This window comes from Burkholderia sp. Ac-20353 (genome assembly GCF_017104785.1).
In the GTDB taxonomy this organism is placed as follows: Bacteria; Pseudomonadota; Gammaproteobacteria; order Burkholderiales; family Burkholderiaceae; genus Burkholderia.
Genome location: NZ_JAAGPL010000003.1, coordinates 49,706 through 67,069, shown reverse-complemented (window position 1 = coordinate 67,069; position 17,364 = coordinate 49,706). Strand labels below are relative to the sequence as shown.

The window sequence follows — 17,364 nt, the reverse complement described above, 5'->3', positions numbered from 1 at the left end:
CTATGGAGAGATTGGTTGATGATCAATGCCCATAAAGCTCATGCGATACCCGCGCCATTCGACAGCATCCTGGCGCCACTCTATAAGAGCGCGGACCTGCTGGATGCGTATGCGGTTCAGTTGCCGGCGGGGGCCAGCGACGATCTAGAAGTGTTGGCGCGCGCTGGATTTGAGCGGCAGGCGTGGTGGATTCGTGCGCTGACGCGGGTGCGAGACACGATTATGGCGACAGTCAGCGTCAAATCGTCTCGTGCGGTCGGTATTGCTGCGGCGGCGCGGGGGCCGGTGATCGGTTTCTTTCCACTGCTGTCGAAGAGTGCGGGGGAACTGGTGATGGGCGAGGACGATCGGCATCTCGACTTCCGGCTCGCGATCCAGCAGCGTGCGGGCGCGGCACGCGGCAGGGAGCTCGTCGTGGTGACCGTGGTGCATTGCCATAACTTGCTGGGGCGGACGTACCTCGCGGTAATCACACCGTTCCACCGTGTAATCGCGCGGGCTAGTCTGGAACAGGCGGCAAGCCGTGCTGTCTGAACTGGTCTGCGCCTGCCATGCACGAAAAGGGAATTTTCATACCCGCTGATCGCGTAACGACAGGGCGATACGAGTCAGGCAAGCTCGGCTGTACCTTAGAGACGGATTCAAAAGGGCTGTGTTGGCGAGCGTTTAAATTTGACCCACGGGTCAATTCTGCGCGCCCGTTAACACCGTCTTACTAACGCTTGCTGTGCCGCGGTACTTTCAGGGTATCGAAGCATCGAAGGATACGGTGCTGCACGAAAACCTGCGAATCATGCGTGAGACCATCGACAAGTTCTATGCAGATGTCGGGCGTTACCCCGATAGTCTCACCGAACTTGTGGACAAAAGGTATCTACGTGCGATCCCCATTGACCCAGTTGCCGGCCCGACGGCTGAGTGGAAGATCTTGCAGCCCGACGATCCGGACCAAGGGCAGGTCTACGATGTTAAGAGTAACGCGGCGGGAAGCGACAGGCATGGGACAAGGTATGCCGACTACTAGGAGCAGACGTGGCATACCGCCAAGGGGATTCACATACCTTGGATTGCTGATTTTTGTCGCCATCCTTGGAATTGTGTCCGCGGCTGCGGCCGCACTAGGTTCGATCGCTCAGCGCCGGACCGCAGAGGAGGAGCTTCTATTTGTGGGCGCGCAGTATCGTTCGGCCCTGAAGAGCTACTACGAAGCCACGCCTCGCGGCGGCAATCCGTACCCCTTGTCACTTCAGGCATTGCTGAAAGACCCGCGTTTTCCAACTGTCGTTCGTCATCTACGCCACATCTACCCCGATCCAATTACCGGACGACCAGACTGGTTACTGGTCGTGGCGCCGGGTGGCGAAATCATGGGGATAAGTGTAAGCGGCCAGCCAATACGTCTTGACGACCGAGTTTAGGCGGCGGTCGAGAGAGGCTGCCAGCGATGCGGCAGCAGCGCGTCGATGTCGCTGGCCTTGTGGGTCGGCAAGCGTGTCAGGACGTCTTTCAGATAGGCGAGCGGATCGAGCCCGTTCAGTTGCGCTGAGCGGATCAAGCTCATGATGGCGGCCGCGCGCTGACCCGCGCGCAACGACCCGGCGAACAGCCAATTGGACCGTCCGACTGCCCACGGACGGATCTGGTTTTCGACCCAGTTATGCCGATCGGCACGTTCCCGTCATCGAGATAGCGCGTGAGTGCTTCCCAACGTTTCAGGCTGTAGTCCAGCGCCTTCGCAATCGCCGAGCCCTCCGCAACGGGTTTGCGATGCGTCACCAGCCATTCATGGAGCGCATCGCACACCGGTTTGGCCTGGCGCTGGCGAAGCCGCTGCCGTTCGTCGGCATTCAATGCCGCGGCCTCGCGTTCGATGTCGTAGAGCGCGGTATAGAACGACAGGGCCTGCCCGGCAATCTGGCTGCTGTGATTGGCATGCAATTCGAAGAACTTGCGTCGGGCATGGGCTGCGCATCCGATCTCGGTAATGCCGTGCTGGAACGAGGCCTTGTACCCGCTGTAGTCATCGCACACCAGCTTGCCGTGCCAGCCCTTCAGGAACGTGCGAGCGTGCGCACCGGCGCGGCTCTCGGCGAAGTCGTAGACCACTGCGCGCAGGTCGCTGAAGTGGGTCGGCGTATACGCCCACAGGTATGCCCGGTGCGTCTTGCCCTTGCCGGGGCTGAGCATCTGCACGGGCGTCTCGTCCGCGTGCAGCACTCCCTGTTGCAGGATAGCCTGGCGGAGTGCGTCGACCAACGGCTGCAACTGCACGCCACACCGGCCCACCCAGGCACCGAGCGTGGATCTCGGGATAGCCAGTCCCGCACGGCCAAAGATCTGTTCCTGGCGATACAGAGGCAAGTGGTCGCCGTACTTGGCGACCAGCACCTGCGCGAGCAACCCGGCAGTGGGCACGCCCTTGTCGATCACATGCGGTGGAACCGGCGCCTGGATCAGCGTCTCGCATGCCTTGCACACCCACTTGCCGCGGATATGCCGCTCCACCGTGAACACGCCCGGCGTGTAGTCCAGCTTCTCGCTCACGTCCTCGCCGATGCGCACGCGTTCGCAACCGCACTGGCACGTCGTGCTATCTGGTTCGTGATGGATGTCGGTGCGTGGCAGTTGCAGCGGCAGCGGTACGCGTTTCGGCTGCTCGCGTTGCCGATCAACTCGTGTCGGCTCAAGCTGCTCGAGCTCCATCTCGATAGCAACCAGGTCGCCATCGATGGCCTCGTCGAGCAGGTTCATCTGCTCACTGTTGAGCTGTTCGCTGCGCCGGCCGAACTGCTGGCGCTTGAGGACTGAGACCTCGTGGGTGAGTTGATCGATACGGGTCTGCCGGTAGCGTAGTTCCCGGTCTCGTTCACTCGCTTCCCGCTCCTTCTCCTTGATCTTCTGGTCCTTCGCCTCGACCTCGGCTATCAGTCGCGCTGTCAGGGCGCGTAACTGTTCCGGGCTGAGTGCGTCGAGGTCGGCAGGCAAGTTCATGCAGGCCAGTCTGCCAGAACCCTGCAGACGGCGGAAGCGCAACTGTTTACGTCTCCCCGGACTCAGACGACGCGGATCACGCCGTCCTCGCCGATGCGTTGCCACGGCAAGCCCAGCACCAGGCCGGCGAGCTGTTCGTGCGTCAAGGCACGCTGCTTGGGTTCGCTGCCGAGGTGAGGCCAGGCGAACTGCCCCTGGTTCAGGCGTCGCGCGGCCAGCCAGATGCCAATCCCGTCGTGAATTAGGACCTTCATGCGGTTGGCGCGCCGATTGGCGAACAAATAGGCATGGTGTGGGTGAGCGGCGCCGAACACCTTGACCACGCGCGCCAAGGCCGTATCGAAACCGGCACGCATGTCCAGTGGATCGACCGCCAGCCAGATCTCGTCGACACGGATCACCGCAGCCACTCACGCAGCCAGGCGGCGCACTGGGTTGCCTCGGACACCGGCCAACTCACCGTGATCGACTGATCTCCCCGGCGCACCTCGATGCGGATCTCCGGCGAATGCGGACTCGGCGTTCCCAATGCCAACGGCACAAAGGCTGGCAGTGACGGTGGAGTGGCCGGTGGACGGCCCAACGGCCTCTTGGGAAGTCGACCTTCCGCCTGATCGATCCAGCGCCGCAGCAGATTCGCGTTGAGCCTGTGTTCCAGTGCGACCGCCGCCACCGATACGCCGATTCCCTGGCAGGCCGCAACCACCTGCGCCTTGAACTCCTCGCTGTAGCGTCGCCGCCGACGACGCTCCGGGAGTGATTCCGATTCGATAGTGTTCACGTGTCCGCTTATTCGTTTAGTGGACACGATACTCCCAAGCGTCTCGGCCAAACTCAAGACGGGTTGGCTGGCCGCTTACGGATAAGTAGCGCCTCCTCCCGGCGACCGATCAAGACCGCCGGATTTCCCGAGCCGTTCGAAGCCTTTGCCGGCAAGAGTAGTTATTCCGAGTGGGTTTTCTATTATCAAATTTCGCCCATCGCTGTCGCGCATCCCTCTGCCACCTCGGCCCCCTAGTCAGTGAAGGTCGTGGGTTGCTTCTGGAGGCGGAAGATTTGGCCATCTGGGCTGGCTCCGGCGAAAGCCGAACACAAGCAGCACTTCCGGCGTTACAGGCCTTGACGTGAGTCGGACGCTCGGCATACTAGGCGTGAGGGTTCCACCACCGCTGATCGGTGCGAATTGCCGAAAATCACACCCTCTAATGATCGCTAGCTCGCGTGGATACCGGGACAGCGATACGCTGCTGCCTGGGCAGGACTGCAGCGGTTCATCACATGCGACGCGTAATCGCCCCTGCCCTTGTGGTACCGCCGTGAGCCGCGCAGACCTTGGTGTGCTCGCGGATAATTCGCAAGCTCGCACACCATTTTTTGCGACTTTTTACTTATAAATCAATGGCATCGCTATACAACCGTCCCTAAGCGCCGCCGTTGGAATCGAAAAATCGCAGTGAAATCAGCGAACCCACTATACAACTTTATTTTTCGTTAACAGGTATTTCGCCAGCAAGCGATCTTTCGCGCGCATCGTGTTTTCCTAGATATTCCTCATCGCCCTTCAAAATTTCTGCTGAGCGTCAAGCCATTTGTACCTCGCACGTTCCGCGGCTTCTCGGCGTGTCGTCGAGCCGGTAGCACCGAGCTGTCGCGAGACCCGCGCCAGCAGCTCAAGATCGCCTTTTGGAAATTTCACGGCGCAACCCTTACCCAATGCCAACCCGTCAGTTACGTTGCATGACGCACGTAGAGCATCCGCCGTCCTTATTGCACCAGTTGTCGGTTAGCGTATTTCCGTCGGGCGACAGACTCATTTTATGTCGCGAACCAACGGTACTGCTTACTTCTGCCGTCGAGTTCGAAGCGGTTCCATTTAGCTGTGCCGAGAAGGAGTAACTGGGGCTGGCGTCCGCGAGTTCCCCTGTCACCTGACCGTTTCGCACCGAAAGAGAGACTGTGACGTCTTGAGGTGGCCCCCCACCTCCCCACCACCCAGGGGCGCCAGGGCATGACTCACCGTGCCACCGACCTGACAAGCTCCTGCGCTCAGCTATGCTCGGGTCGTTGTCGCGGTGTTGTTGGTCAACGCGTTGGCAAATCCTGCATTGGATCTCTGAGATTGAACGACGTGTGATTGGCTTTTGTCCGAATACTCGGTCGTCACCTTTATTCCCCTGGCTGAGAATCGTGAAGTACGGTGTGTTATCGACGTAGTAATCCACCTTGCTACAAACTGGAGCCGTGGACTGGATCATAAGATCCGCGCCATAGGATCCTGATGTGCTACTCGTCGGCGCCACGGAGATTGACGCCTGACACGTACCGACTATTTGCTGGCAATCGCAGTTGTTCCCTTGGGCGATGGCCGCGGCGGAAGCGAAGCACAAGAGGGCCAGCGCCAGTAGCTTTGTTATCATCTGCCGACTCCAGTTTTCCCTAGGATTTAGCGCGCACCGCGTACAGCGATGTGCAGGTCAGGCAGCCAAGCCTTGCCTTGTTAGCAAAGGCAGCTGAGCACTCCGATATCGATCGTGCCTGCAGCACATGACATCCTACAGTGAGATGCGTCAGGCGCTTGCGTGACATTGACTGTTTTCCTTGGTCTCGGTCACGTGTTTCGAACGGAGATAGTCACCGGTTCCGCGCCTCTATCGCCGCGCTGGCACTCCCCTCGCCACCCGTTGCGATCCCCGCCTTCGTCGAGTTCACCCTCGGGCGCTCGCATGTAACGCATCCAGGCGTGACGTGGTGCTGGAAAATCGTTACCGCCCTCGCGCTGCATGGCCTCGGCAGCCGCTTCGAGGTCAACATACCCTTCGATAACCAGCATGTCGCAGCGCTCGTTCACGAGCCAATCAACTTCCATCCCGTGACGAGCTATCACGTGATAGCTCCACGATTCAGTGACCACAGCAATCAGCTTCTTCGACTTACCATCTGCATAAAGTCGGGCCATGCTTTTCCCCTAGTTTCCGTGGTGCCGGCCCCGCCAGCACTTTCTAGTTTCATTCGCTAGCCGCCGATGACGTTTCGTCCCAACGATCGGCGTCTTTCGTACACCAGAGCGGCATTGCTTCGAGGAGCCGCTCGTAATGCACGCCAAACTTAGGGGCGCTCATCGAGCCCAACCACTCGTCGGTAGCATGTTGGTCGAGCATCGTGGTAATGAGCGCTTGGCTGCGGAGAATCGTGGCCTGCAGAATGCGGGTAACGGCGTTTGGCGGGATGTCGAGTACACCATACTCAAGGGTAGTGGCGAAGATGGTTTTTAATCGGAACGGAGCGGGTGGATGCTTCCACGTCGCCGGATCACGTTCGCGATCGCCTGGCACCTCGGTCATCTGAAAGTAGATGTAGACAATCGTACCGACAAAGATCGCGAGATCTTCGTCAGACCCTGCGAAATGGGAGGCTAGTAGCGTCCGGACTGGATCGGCATACGGAGTCAGAAGATGCTCTCGCTGGAAGTGCATCAGTCGTTGGAATGCGTATGTGTCAGCAAGCAACTCCTTAGCTTGTTGATCGATGTCACCTAAACTGGATGGAGCCGCCATCTCGTCAAAGTCCATAACGTGCTCTGCTTGCTTTGGGCCGCCGTGCTCGTGAAAAAAATGCCCCAACTCATGAAACACAATGAATCGAAACATCGTATTCGAGATGAACATGAACAACGCCAACCTCTCGGGAGACAATAGCCACGGGAATTGGCCTACGTCGTTCTCAAACGGCTCTAAAGATGCGAGTGTTTCGCTCGGTGTACGAAACAGCAGGGCGTAGTCTGGTGTCCAACTTTGGCCTGGGAGACTGCCGATCAGTGGGAAAGCACCTCGGCCCACTAGCCGTGCCGAAATTTTGAAAATTGCCTCCATCATTCCGCGAAAGACAACAACTGTCTTTTCAGGATAGAGCGCCGCGGCATTCATCTCGGGGCCGTTCGCGAAGTTAAACGAAATCTCACCGCACGTGACCCTGGGGCACAGTTTTCCGCCATCGAACTCGAATAGTTCGAACAGCGGGTTGTGCTTCATCTCCTTCCCTCGCAAGATCCCGGATACGCCTAGGAGCCGCAACTTCCAATCGACATCCTCTTCTCTGGTCATCGTCGAAATTCTCAATTAGTGTGTTGGCGATGGGGTCAGCTTATCTGCGAAGCTGACCCGGCTTACGAACCGATTGTCAGCTCGATCTCGCTCTCTTCGCGATCCATGAGTCGTTTTCCGGTATGTGTTCTCGTCGACTCATTTGCGCCGCCGATATGCCTCGGCTGTCTGAATGGGATCATCAAAAGAGCGCATGACCGAGTACGCCTGCTCACGCGCCTGGAGCTCGGACAACGTCCCCCCTGCGTCGACAAGCGGGGCGCCATGCGTTTCGAACCAGTGAATCTCTCGTATCGGTTCCAGCGTGCCTTCGGACCATATGCGGTAGCAGCCGCTTCTTGAGAATGGCGGGTGATCGTAGGGGCCTTCATGTGTAACGTAGTAGCGCGCCATCTCGGTTTCCTACGCTCCGTGGGCAGCACAATAGCCGCCCACCGCGCGCTGCGCCTTCCACTCATCCGGCTGCAACCAGGTCGCGCCGACGATGGTATTTCGACACTGCTTGCCCTGCTTTGTGCGGGCAGAGCAATAAACCGAACCTTGCGACTCGTGCCATTCGATGTACTCGGGCTTGGTTAGGCCCATCACGTCCGCGAACAATGCTTGCTTGTCCGTGGTGAGCAGAAACGCTTGCTCTGGCGTCAAGGCCACCGTCGAGCTGCCGCCAAGTGACGGCACGCCGACGACGAACTGGCAACCGGCGGCCTGTGCAACTTGCAGTGCCGCGATGAGATCAGCCTTGTCCATTGTTCCTCGCTTTCCGATGTTAGCGTCCTTTGTTTCCTTCGTGTTTGCGATGCGCGGCTAGGGCAGCTTCAAAAGTGGTTCCTAGGTATTGTCGCGTTACCTGATCCATATACTCGAAAAGTGCTTTGGCCTCACCTCTTGTCAGGTCGGCATCTTTCCATTCGCGCTGCGCTATGGGCGCACCATCATCTCTTCTGTAGACGGTGAACGCGCTCTGGATGTCATTTCTGAGATAGCGTTCTGCTCTGATGTCCTCATGAGCAATGAGAACATCATTGCCTCTTCCTGGGAATTCCCTAACGGTGATTTTCCTATCCGAGGCGGCCGCGCATTCCTGTCACGATCGCATCAAGGGAATCATCGACGTTCTTCCGCGCGATTTTTTCTTGCAGCGTCTTGCTCACCACCGTCCGAAGAATGCCGTTCAAAACCGGAGCCTTTGTCAAGATAGCCCAGAGAAGTTCGATCGGAAGCTTCTCGACGATGGCCACGAACTCGGCATAGTCATCAATCGAGGGAACTTGTCCGTCCAGCAGTGCGTTGAATTTTTGCTCGTCCATTTCGTCCACCATGCCAGCTACCGGCTGACGTTCGGGGTCCTTGCGTGCCAGTTTTCCTACCCTAATCCCGATTGAGACCGCAGGCTTCAAGAAGCACTGAAATCGCCTCATCCTTTCCCTTGAAGCCTGGGCCGAGCAGCATCGCCGCGCGCGTACCCCGACCAAGTGTTACGGAGCTGCCGGCCTGCTTTGCGAACCAACGCCACTTTGTAGCCATGCGCCGTGGCTCCGTGAGCTTGCTCACAACCACTGAGACCTGTTCGCGCCACACTTCACCGATAGGGGCGTCAGCGAAATGTACAAGTTGATGCGCTGACATTTTGCTTCGTGCAACTTTCTTCACGACGAGGCTCATGGAAGCTTTCCGTCTTCAAAAATCGATCGCGTCGACCGGGACATCAATCCCGTGGTGTTGGAGAACAGCCTCCCGAAACTCTTGCCACTCCGCCTCTCCGGCCGGCTCATGCGTGCAATGCAGGCACTGATCGCCGCCCGCTAACTGCTCCGTCACGGTTCGGTGCACATCGATCCCAAATCGCTTGCTAAAGCGGCCCACGCACGATCCGTCGTGTGCAGTTACCCACAAGGTATCTCCCATCGAGGACACGTCAATGCTGTGAGGTTTCGTCACGCTCTCGTCCCCCTATCGAACCGTTCCGTTCTTGCAGTGACGGCACCATTTTCCGTCGTTTTACTCACGCGTTTCGAACTGCGCCCGTCATCGGTTTCGCGCCGACGCACCGCGACCGCGCATCCACTCCACATATGCACAGGTTCCGAAAATCGCAGCAATCATCGCTGCTCCGAACAGGACCCATGAAAACGCCTCGACTACATTTGAGAAGGTGAACATCCCGCGCAGCTGCGAGTTGGTCTGCGTGACGCTCGGGACATTGACGACATAGTCGGTCGCACCGAGTGTCAGCAACATCACAAGACCCAGCGCAACAGATGCCCAGCCGAGCCGGCCCTTCCCGATGCGAATGGTCGTGAACAAGATCACGGCGAAGTCTCCGGCACAAACCGCAAGTGCCCAGGTCGGCAGAGCGCCGGCTACGAACCGCGCGCCACTTGCGATTCCATAAACGATCGCGCTTACAATGCAACCAAGCACGCCCAAACCCAGGATGCCGCGGATACTCAGGTGTCGACCGAGCGACGGCCGGTCGCTGAAAGTTTGGTTTTGCATGGTGTGGTCCTCTCAGTTCTGTTGTGTGGTTTTCCTATCTCGCCGCGAAGTAAGCGCGCAAGGCGTTTCCGGCCGCGTGCTCATACCTCCACGCCAAATCCGGACCGTCGTCGCAGGATAGCGCGATGATGGTAGCCAGATGCGGCACCGCGCTCCGTCCCGGCTCGCCCGCCTCAGCCGCCTGTAGCTCGAACACTACAGCCTCGGCTGTTTGCTCGTAATCCTGCCAGCGGAACGCGTTCCCACGCGCGTCGCCTGGACGCTCCGGCTCCTCTCCACAGGCGGCGCAAATGGCCCGAGCCACCGCTGCGCGTACTTGTTCTTGACGGCCACCCATCAGGTCTTTCCCCTTGCGCCACCCACGCCGGCGTTTTCCTAGATATTCTTCATTGCTCTTCAAAATTTCTGCTGAGCGTCGAGCCATTTGTACCTCGCACGTTCCGCGGCTTCTCGACGTGTCGTCGCGTCAGTAGCTCAAGATCGCCTTTTGGAAATTTCACGGCGCGACCCTTACCAAATGCCCATCCGTCAGTTACGTTGCATGACGCACGTAGAGCATCCGCCGTCCTTATTGCACCAGTTGTCGGTTAGCGTGTTTCCGTCGGAAGACAGGCTCATTTTATGTCGCGAGCCAACGGTACTGCTTACTTCTGCCGTCGAGTTCGAAGCCGTTCCACTCAGCTGTGCCGAGAAGGAGTAACTGGGGCTCGCGTCCGCGAGTTCCCCTGTCACCTGACCGTCTCGCACTGAAAGCGTGACTGTGACGTCTCGAGATGGCCCCCCGCCTCCCCACCACCCAGGGGCGCCAGGGCATGCCTCAGCATGCCACCGACCTGACAAGCTCCCGCGCTCAGCTATGCTCGGGTTGTTGTCGCGGTGTTGTTGGTCAACGCGTTTCCCTACTCGATTATCGTTTGAAGCCGAGCCAGCGCATCTTCAACCACCTCGGCCGGTGCCCGTTCGATCTTGCGCGCGCCACGCGCTTCCAGATCGAGCATACGAACCATGTTCACCAAGGCCACGCCCTGCGTCTCGGTGCCCGAGCCTGAGAGCGGTACGGCGAATCCTGCGAAGCGCGCAAACTCCCCGCCCTGCGTGATCGGCGCAACGAGCGCCACCCCCAATGCATTGAACGCGGCGGGAGACAGCACAAGCGCGGGACGAAAATCACCCTGCTGCTCGCGCCCGACGGTCGGGTTCAGGTTCACGCGCACAATGTCGCCCCGATCGAACTTGACCCGCCTCACCATGCTTCACGACCTACCGGCTTGACCTCACCCCATACAGCCATGTCCGCCGGGAATGGCGCCTTTGCGTCACACTGAGCGACCAGATCGTCCAGTGCGTACTTGCGGCGAGCAGGGGTCAGCAATACGCCATCCGGGCGCACGTCCGCGTTGAGGGAGCCGCCGACCGAGGCGTGCATCTGCTCAAGCAACACGGTGGGCAGGCGAACCGCCGCACTGTTGCCCCATTTCTGAATTTTGAGTTCCATCGCGTCTCTCCGAATGTTGATCCATTGTAGAAACAGCGCTGCAAGACGTCAAGAAAAATGTATCTACTTTGGATATACGTCGTTCGAGGGTGAAGCGCTCTGCATGCACGTCAATTTATCGGCGAGGCGAGGCCGATCCTGAATGGGTCCAGTGAGACGAATGCCAGAGGCATTCGCGCGGCAGCCGGACACGACCCAGCAGTCAAATCGCGTCCTCCAAGATGCGGCAGAGAACCTCTTTGTCCACGTCGATATAGCGCCGGGTGTCATCAATCGATTCATGACCTAGCAACATCTGCACCTGCTCAATCGTCGCACCACGTCCGAGCAACCGGGTCGCGAACGTGCGGCGGCCGCTGTGGCTGGAAGCCTTGAGCCCCGCCCCTTTGTAGAGGCCCGTCACATACGCTTGAAGGGAGTCCGCTGCCCAGTAGTCAATTTGCTCGCCGTCGGCTGCAATGCGCATTTTGCGATTCAGCGCATACGGATAGCCCTTGCGACTGAGGATCAGCGGAAGGTCAGGGATCAGTCCCCGAAAGTGAGACCTGTCGAGAGTGGTGCCCAGATCGTGCGCGACTCGGAACTCCAGATATCGCTCGATCGCGTCGACCAGTTTGCGGGCCGAGAAATATACGGCGCGCCGGCGACAGCCCTTGGTAATTGCCGCTCGAAGGGAGACTTCCGTGCGGAGCACGCCACTGCGAAACATGACGTCGGCCACCGTGATTTGCGCGACCTCGGTGATCCGCATGCCGACACTCAGTCCAAGCAGCAGGATCACGGCATCGCGCTCTCGATGCCTGCTTGTCGCTTCAGTGACGCGAAGCAGATGACGGATCTGGCCGGGCGACAGGACGGCGGCTCGCTTTGTGGCGTTGGGCATGATGTCTCTCTGAACGGGATGGAAATCGGGATCGTTCAGAGAGAAAACCGCAAGGGCTCTTTTTCAAGGCTAACACACCGTCCTATAAGGCAACCTCGGAAAATTCGGATTCGCGTCGACTATCCGCTACCATCTCATTTCTCTTTTCGACCTGCTCGACAATCGACCGTGACCACCGAACTCCACCATCTTCAGGCGCAGTTGCACGAATTGAATATCCGTTTGGCGGACGCCAAGAACGACGAGAAAAAGGCATATTTGGCGGCGGTTCAGGAGCACGTTGCGCGATACGGCATTACGCAAGAGGAATTGCTGCGCGCAGCGGGATTCGCGAAAGCACCCAAGCGGCGGGCACCAGCAAAATACTATGACCCGTCGTCAGGCAAAGAATGGTCCGGCTTCGGCCCGCGCCCGAAATGGCTCGAAGGGAGGAATCTGGAGGACTACCTGATCGACCGCAGCGCAAAACCGTGGTGGCCCGAAAAGGTCGAGTGACGGCGGTCGAGCGGCCGTCACGCCGACTGACCCCCGTTCAGAACAATGTGCCGTTGCTCGGATCGGCCGATGCGGTAGCCCGTCTGGTTTTCGTTGTCCTCGGCGCCGCCTCCATTGACAATGCGTCGGCCGGCAGCAACGACAAGAACGTTCGCGCGATTTCCGGATCTCGGCAGTTCAACCAGTCGTCGTATTGGTCGGGCCGAAGGATCACGACGCCACGCTTCTCGTTCGGCTTGCCGTCACGATCGAGATGTTTGTGAAACTGGCGCAGGAGCAAGTGCTCGTCCGCATTCACTGTGATCATCGTGAACGAGTAGGATTCGCCACCGTCGGGTTCTTCCCATGCGAGCCACACGCCCGCAACGGCGAATGGATCGCCAGATGCAACACTGACGCCCCACCGCTCCGACTTTTGCTTCAAGACCACCTTGATGACCTCGTCGCGGTTCGGTACGTCGAGATCCGGGAGCGCGGGATAGCGCGGTTCGAAAACGGCTTGGGCTGTCACGAGACCGAGTTGGCAGGCAGCCCACGGCTTCGCGAAACTGCGCAGCTTGCCGACCGTCTCGGCACGCGCGTTCATAGTGTCGTAATCGCGTACATGATCCGGAATGCGTTGGCGCGGCACCATCCCAAAGGTGCCAAGTAGCGACTCGCGGCCGCCGTCCGAGCCGCGACGGATGAATGGGGCAACGTAGTCACGGTAGATCTCTTCGGGCCAGTCGCCGGCGGGCGGCTCGATACCGAAGTGCTTCGCATATCGGCTTCGCTGCGTTGCGACGTAGTTGGTGCACACGTCCTGCTCCTTTCGTACGGGCGACGTCGAAAATCATACTGCATAACTGCCGAAGGTAAGGCGGATGCTGCGGGACCGCCTTCGTTGTCGGGAACCACACGCGCCGAAATGAAAAAGCCCACGGCGACCCCGTGAAGGGGTGCGCTGTGGGCGTGATTTCAAGTCATTGATGTGGGTTGCCAGCTGGGTGGGGTAACAGCGGTCACCACCATGGTTGGACGTAGTCGGAATCGATAATCCGAGGCCGGCCAAGCAGTCTGAACACGACCCACTCTTCTTCGGTCTCAGAGAGCGTGATCGACAGGGTGCTGGCGCACTCCAGTACAAGGTCAATTACGGAATCGTCGTCGAAGTGGCAGAGACTGCGAAGGGTGGCCTTTGCGTGGCCGATGACCTTCCCGACCTCGTCCACGCGGATGCCAGGTGGCCGAAGCTGGGCTAGGGGTTTCTTTCTTTTGCGTCTCATCTGTGATCCTCATCAAAGCCGGAACTCCCTTCCCGTTGGGTTTCCCGGCGTGCTTGGGGGGTGATCGAACGAACGCGCCCATCAACCAAACAGCCAGATACTGGATTGGCGTATTCCAATTTGCTTGAGCAGATCGACAAGCTCAGACTCGAGTACCGCTTGCGTGTTGGCGACGCTCTGCAGATGGACGAGAAGGCCGAATACGGCTTGGCCAACGTGCGATTCCGCGTCAAGGTCCGCGACCTCGGGGTCGAGGTCCGACCAGAAATCCAAGTCGATGCGGCGTCGAACCTGCACCGTGCCGGAAGTGGTGTCGTGTTGGGATTCCATAAGGGTTCCAGAATAAATATGGGCGGCCCGATCGGGTCGCCCAGTGGTTGAAATAAGCCGCTTGCGCGGCGATGACAGACGCGTTGCCGTGCTTTTCACACGGCAAGAGATAGACGGTATTGGTCGCCTTCTGACGGGCGCGTGCGCGATAGTGCAGCCTTCAACCAACGGGTCATTTCCGCCGACCGGTGCGAAGGTACGCTGCGCGTCTACTACGCATGGCAAAACGCGCTCGTGCGCTCCCGTGAAGCCCAGACACCGCAGAACCTGATTCGGATCCCCACCCCTGTCATACAGGCATGGTCCGCCTCGACATACCAACGGAGCCTGGAACTGACGCTGGAGGTGTGGGAGCGGTGGGTGGCACCACCGACGCTTATCGGCGTCGGCTCAGTATGCCGGCGCAGTCTCTCTGACCCGCAACATGGTCTGTTCGCCATCCTTGACCGGCTCGAATATGCGAGCAGGCCCTTGCGGGCGTGCCCGCAAGGGTTGAGTGGGATCTCGGCCTGCATGCAGCAGGCCGGCGATCGATAGCGTCAGGCCGTCTCGATGTCGAGCACGAATGTGCCGCGACGGGCGAAACCGTGGGTCAATCCTCGCCGAGTGAGTTCCTTGAACGCGGCGTAGATGGTGTTCAAATGGAAGCCGAGCGAGTCGGCAATTGCTTGTTGGGTCGGCAGCTTGTCGCCAGGCTTGAAAACGCCAGAACGAATGGCATCCTCGATCTGGTCGGCGATCGCGTTCGCGACGTGTCCGCGGATTCGGGCGAAGTCCGGGCGCCATTGGCTCGGACTCACGGTCGCAGCCCGCGAGTGGCCTGGCGAGGTAGCGAAGAAAGCGGATGGCATAGGTACTCCAGTGCTGCGCGTGCCGCCTCCATGCGGAAGCAAGGCCCGCATGCAGGGGGTGGAAAGGGATTGGGGAAGAAAGCGACGGCGATTGGGAGACCGTCGAAGAATGAGACTTTCGATGCGCTGGATCGCGCGGTAGGCCGATCCAGAATAGCGCCGTCGCGTCCCGTATTCGCCGCGAAAGCTCACGGTTTCCGTGCCGCTTTCGCCGTTTTGGTCCGTTTGGGCGCGATTATACGATTCGGCCCCGTTTTGTCATCCGGGCGGCGCTCGCCTATCCGGTCTGCGTAGGCTAGAATAACTGTATATTTATACAGTGTTCGTACATTTCGCCCATGCAACCCGCCCTTGCCCACCCCGAGCGAATCCACCCATCGCTCTGGCGCGCCTCGCAACTGGCGCGCTCGAGCTTCCGCGGCGTCGACACGGGCCATCCGGAGCTGACGGTTGAGCTGCCGGGCGGGGGCTGGCCGGCGGGCGCGCTGGTCGAGCTGCTCGCTCAGCAGCCCGGTATCGGCGAACTCCGGCTGCTGGCGCCAGTACTCGTGCGCGCGGCAGGTCGGCCGGTTGTGCTCGTCCAGCCACCGCACGCGCTGCAGCCGCTCGCGCTCGCGTACTGGGGCGTCGATCCGTCTGGGTTCATCACGCTGCCGGCACCGCGCACGGCCGACGCTCTGTGGGCAGCCGAGCAGGTGTTGCGCGCCGGCACGTGTGCCGCCGTGTTGCTCTGGCAGTCGGCCGTGCGTGCGGACGCCCTGCGCCGCCTCAATCTGGCCGCGCAGAGCGGATCCGCATTGTTCTTCCTGTTCCGACCGGCGGCCGCCGCGCGCGACGCGTCGCCGGCGCCGTTGAGGCTCGCGCTTGCTCCGAAGCGTGACGGCGTCGTCGTCACGTTCGTGAAGCGTCGCGGGCCGCAACGCGATACGCCGCTGTTCGTCCCGTTGTCTCCCTCGCCGATTTTGTTGAACCGCCATGCAAGTCTGGATCGGCGTGCATCTGCCGCACCTCAACCTCGAAGCGTTCCGGCCACGATCGCCGGCGCCATCGCCTGACGATGCGCGTGGTCTCGTCGTGCTCGAGAGCGGCCGTGTCGTGGCGCTTGATCGCGCGGCGCATGCGCTGGGTGTCGTCGCCGGCATGCGCCGCGGTGGCGTGCTGTCACTCGCGCCGGACGCGCAAATCCGCGAGCGCGATGTCGCGCGCGAACGCGAGCTCACGCTCGGCGTCGCGTACGCGCTTCTGCAGTTCACCCCCAGCGTCGTTGACGCTGACGAGGCCGTTGTGCTGCTCGACGTGACAGCCTCGCTGCGGCTGTTCCACGGCATCCGCGCGCTGCGCCAGCGCGTGCGCGATGTCGTCGCGTCGTTCGGCGTCTTCGCGGCTATATCCGTCGCGTCGACGGGCCCGGCCGCGTGGGTGGTCGCCCGAGGCCTCCGCGGTGGTCTTGCGCTGTCTGCCTGCTCGCTGCGCCGCGCGCTCGCGCGCGTGCCACTTGCGGTCGCACCCGACGCACGTCGGCATGCAATGTGGTTCGATGAACTCGGCTGTGAAACCCTTGCGGATCTGCAGCGCCTGCCGCGCGCCGGCCTGAAAAAGCGTTGCGGTGTGCCGCTGCTCGACTGGCTCGACCAGGTTACCGGCACCGCGCCGGCCGCCTACGAATGGCTCGAGATGCCGCCGACCTTCGACGCGCGTGTCGAATTGATGGACCGGGTCGAACACGCCGAGGCGCTGCTCTTCGTCGCGCGGCGGCTCATCCTGCAGATGACCGGTTGGCTCACCGCGAAGCAACTGGACGTCGCGGCGTTCGCGCTGCTGCTCGAGCACGAGCGCGGCCGAGACGCGATCGCGCCGACCGATATCGAAATCGCGCTGGGTGCCCCAACCCGCTTCGAGGAACACCTGACGCGGCTCGTCAAGGAGCGACTCGCGCACGTCGGGCTCGTCGCGCCCGTGATCGCCGTGCGCCTCATCGCACGCCGCGTGCAAGAGGCGGCCGCGCCGAGCGACTCACTGTTTCCGGAGCCAGGCGGCACGCCGCAGGATCAAGCGCGGTTGCTCGAGCTGCTGACCGCGCGTCTCGGCGCGGAAAACGTGCTCGTCCCGGCTCCCATAGCCGACTACCGTCCAGAAGCGGCTGCCCGATGGGTACCGCTGCGCGACGCGCCAAAGGCCACTCCGCTGCCGGCGGATCTGCCACGCCCGGCGTGGCTGCTCGAGAAGCCTGTCCCACTGCTCACCCGTCAGCATCGTCCGTTCTACGGCACACCGCTGCGCATGGTGTCGCCGGGCGAGCGCATCGAGGGCGGCTGGCAGGACGGCCAAACCGTCACGCGCGACTACTTTGTCGCGGAAGACGACAACGGCATCTGCTACTGGGTCTTCAAGGAGCGGCCGACAGCCAGCGACGACAGCGAACCGCGCTTTTTCCTGCACGGCCTGTTCGGTTGATCTG

Annotated in this window: 19 protein-coding genes and 2 pseudogenes; 5 read left to right on the top strand and 16 right to left on the bottom strand. The window is 60.5% G+C overall.

The annotated features are described in order from the left end of the window. Nucleotides 1-18: 18 nt before the first annotated feature. On the top strand, nucleotides 19-534 hold the full coding sequence (locus G3N94_RS01190; protein WP_205790173.1) for a DUF2867 domain-containing protein: 516 nt from the start codon (nucleotides 19-21) through the stop codon (nucleotides 532-534). Then, nucleotides 512-591: pseudogene (locus G3N94_RS01185) on the top strand (MerR family transcriptional regulator); the annotation flags it as partial. The gene G3N94_RS01190 and the pseudogene G3N94_RS01185, both read left to right, overlap by 23 nt. A gap of 823 nt (nucleotides 592-1,414) precedes the next feature. Here G3N94_RS01185 and G3N94_RS01180 read toward each other — a convergent pair. From G3N94_RS01180 to G3N94_RS01120, 13 genes and pseudogenes are all read right to left on the bottom strand, one after another. Beyond that, a pseudogene (locus G3N94_RS01180) lies at nucleotides 1,415-2,991 on the bottom strand (IS66 family transposase). Nucleotides 2,992-3,053: 62 nt separating this feature from the next. Further along, nucleotides 3,054-3,401 carry an IS66 family insertion sequence element accessory protein TnpB gene (tnpB, locus tag G3N94_RS01175; protein ID WP_148092775.1) on the bottom strand — a complete coding sequence of 116 codons (348 nt, stop codon included), beginning with the start codon at nucleotides 3,399-3,401 and terminating at the stop codon, nucleotides 3,054-3,056. After that, on the bottom strand, nucleotides 3,389-3,772 hold the full coding sequence (locus tag G3N94_RS01170) for a transposase (RefSeq protein ID WP_346778623.1): 384 nt from the start codon (nucleotides 3,770-3,772) through the stop codon (nucleotides 3,389-3,391). The genes tnpB and G3N94_RS01170 overlap by 13 nt, the downstream gene beginning before the upstream one ends. 1,827 nt (nucleotides 3,773-5,599) lie before the next feature. Beyond that, entirely contained in the window at nucleotides 5,600-5,947 is a 348-nt protein-coding gene (locus G3N94_RS01165; protein WP_205790112.1) for a hypothetical protein, read from the bottom strand. Nucleotides 5,948-5,996: 49 nt separating this feature from the next. Beyond that, a complete protein-coding gene (locus G3N94_RS01160) occupies nucleotides 5,997-7,019 on the bottom strand; it encodes a hypothetical protein (RefSeq protein WP_205790105.1) in 1,023 nt (340 codons plus the stop codon). 210 nt (nucleotides 7,020-7,229) lie between these two features. Next, the gene (locus G3N94_RS01155) at nucleotides 7,230-7,484 is read right to left on the bottom strand and encodes a hypothetical protein (protein ID WP_141661961.1); all 255 of its coding nucleotides are present in this window, start codon (nucleotides 7,482-7,484) and stop codon (nucleotides 7,230-7,232) included. A 9-nt stretch (nucleotides 7,485-7,493) separates the two neighbouring features. Further along, nucleotides 7,494-7,838, bottom strand: coding sequence for a hypothetical protein (locus G3N94_RS01150; RefSeq protein WP_057929566.1), 345 nt, complete (start codon nucleotides 7,836-7,838; stop codon nucleotides 7,494-7,496). A gap of 311 nt (nucleotides 7,839-8,149) precedes the next feature. Further along, nucleotides 8,150-8,488 carry a hypothetical protein gene (locus G3N94_RS01145; protein WP_205790103.1) on the bottom strand — a complete coding sequence of 113 codons (339 nt, stop codon included), beginning with the start codon at nucleotides 8,486-8,488 and terminating at the stop codon, nucleotides 8,150-8,152. Continuing rightward, entirely contained in the window at nucleotides 8,460-8,753 is a 294-nt protein-coding gene (locus G3N94_RS01140; protein WP_205790101.1) for a hypothetical protein, read from the bottom strand. The genes G3N94_RS01145 and G3N94_RS01140 overlap by 29 nt, the downstream gene beginning before the upstream one ends. Before the next feature lie 363 nt (nucleotides 8,754-9,116). After that, nucleotides 9,117-9,587, bottom strand: coding sequence for a hypothetical protein (locus G3N94_RS01135; RefSeq protein WP_205790099.1), 471 nt, complete (start codon nucleotides 9,585-9,587; stop codon nucleotides 9,117-9,119). An 899-nt stretch (nucleotides 9,588-10,486) separates the two neighbouring features. Then, nucleotides 10,487-10,837, bottom strand: a complete 351-nt coding sequence (locus tag G3N94_RS01130) for a type II toxin-antitoxin system ChpB family toxin (protein ID WP_205790097.1) — start codon at nucleotides 10,835-10,837, stop codon at nucleotides 10,487-10,489. Next, nucleotides 10,831-11,082 (bottom strand): AbrB/MazE/SpoVT family DNA-binding domain-containing protein, encoded by a 252-nt coding sequence (locus G3N94_RS01125; RefSeq protein WP_205790095.1) that lies wholly within the window; start codon nucleotides 11,080-11,082, stop codon nucleotides 10,831-10,833. Before G3N94_RS01125 ends, G3N94_RS01130 begins: the two co-directional genes overlap by 7 nt. A 202-nt stretch (nucleotides 11,083-11,284) precedes the next feature. Next, complete coding sequence (locus tag G3N94_RS01120) at nucleotides 11,285-11,965, bottom strand: site-specific integrase (protein ID WP_205790093.1); 681 nt, start codon at nucleotides 11,963-11,965, stop codon at nucleotides 11,285-11,287. 168 nt (nucleotides 11,966-12,133) lie between these two features. On the opposite strand from G3N94_RS01120, the gene G3N94_RS01115 reads away from it, so the two are divergent. Further along, nucleotides 12,134-12,460, top strand: a complete 327-nt coding sequence (locus tag G3N94_RS01115) for an H-NS histone family protein (RefSeq protein ID WP_205790091.1) — start codon at nucleotides 12,134-12,136, stop codon at nucleotides 12,458-12,460. Nucleotides 12,461-12,497: 37 nt separating this feature from the next. Here G3N94_RS01115 and G3N94_RS01110 read toward each other — a convergent pair whose 3' ends face one another. The 3 genes from G3N94_RS01110 to G3N94_RS01100 all read right to left on the bottom strand — a co-directional run bounded on the left by G3N94_RS01110 (nucleotide 12,498) and on the right by G3N94_RS01100 (nucleotide 14,906). After that, a complete protein-coding gene (locus G3N94_RS01110) occupies nucleotides 12,498-13,259 on the bottom strand; it encodes an SOS response-associated peptidase family protein (RefSeq protein ID WP_205790089.1) in 762 nt (253 codons plus the stop codon). Nucleotides 13,260-13,806: 547 nt separating this feature from the next. Further along, complete coding sequence (locus G3N94_RS01105; RefSeq protein WP_205790082.1) at nucleotides 13,807-14,055, bottom strand: hypothetical protein; 249 nt, start codon at nucleotides 14,053-14,055, stop codon at nucleotides 13,807-13,809. A 539-nt stretch (nucleotides 14,056-14,594) separates the two neighbouring features. Beyond that, on the bottom strand, nucleotides 14,595-14,906 hold the full coding sequence (locus tag G3N94_RS01100; RefSeq protein ID WP_205790080.1) for a winged helix-turn-helix domain-containing protein: 312 nt from the start codon (nucleotides 14,904-14,906) through the stop codon (nucleotides 14,595-14,597). Nucleotides 14,907-15,244: 338 nt separating this feature from the next. On the opposite strand from G3N94_RS01100, the gene imuA reads away from it, so the two are divergent. Together imuA and G3N94_RS01090 are read left to right on the top strand one after the other, a co-directional pair. Then, nucleotides 15,245-15,961, top strand: a complete 717-nt coding sequence (gene imuA, locus G3N94_RS01095; RefSeq protein ID WP_205790078.1) for a translesion DNA synthesis-associated protein ImuA — start codon at nucleotides 15,245-15,247, stop codon at nucleotides 15,959-15,961. Further along, complete coding sequence (locus tag G3N94_RS01090) at nucleotides 15,882-17,360, top strand: DNA polymerase Y family protein (RefSeq protein ID WP_205790070.1); 1,479 nt, start codon at nucleotides 15,882-15,884, stop codon at nucleotides 17,358-17,360. The genes imuA and G3N94_RS01090 overlap by 80 nt, the downstream gene beginning before the upstream one ends. Nucleotides 17,361-17,364 lie beyond the last annotated feature (4 nt).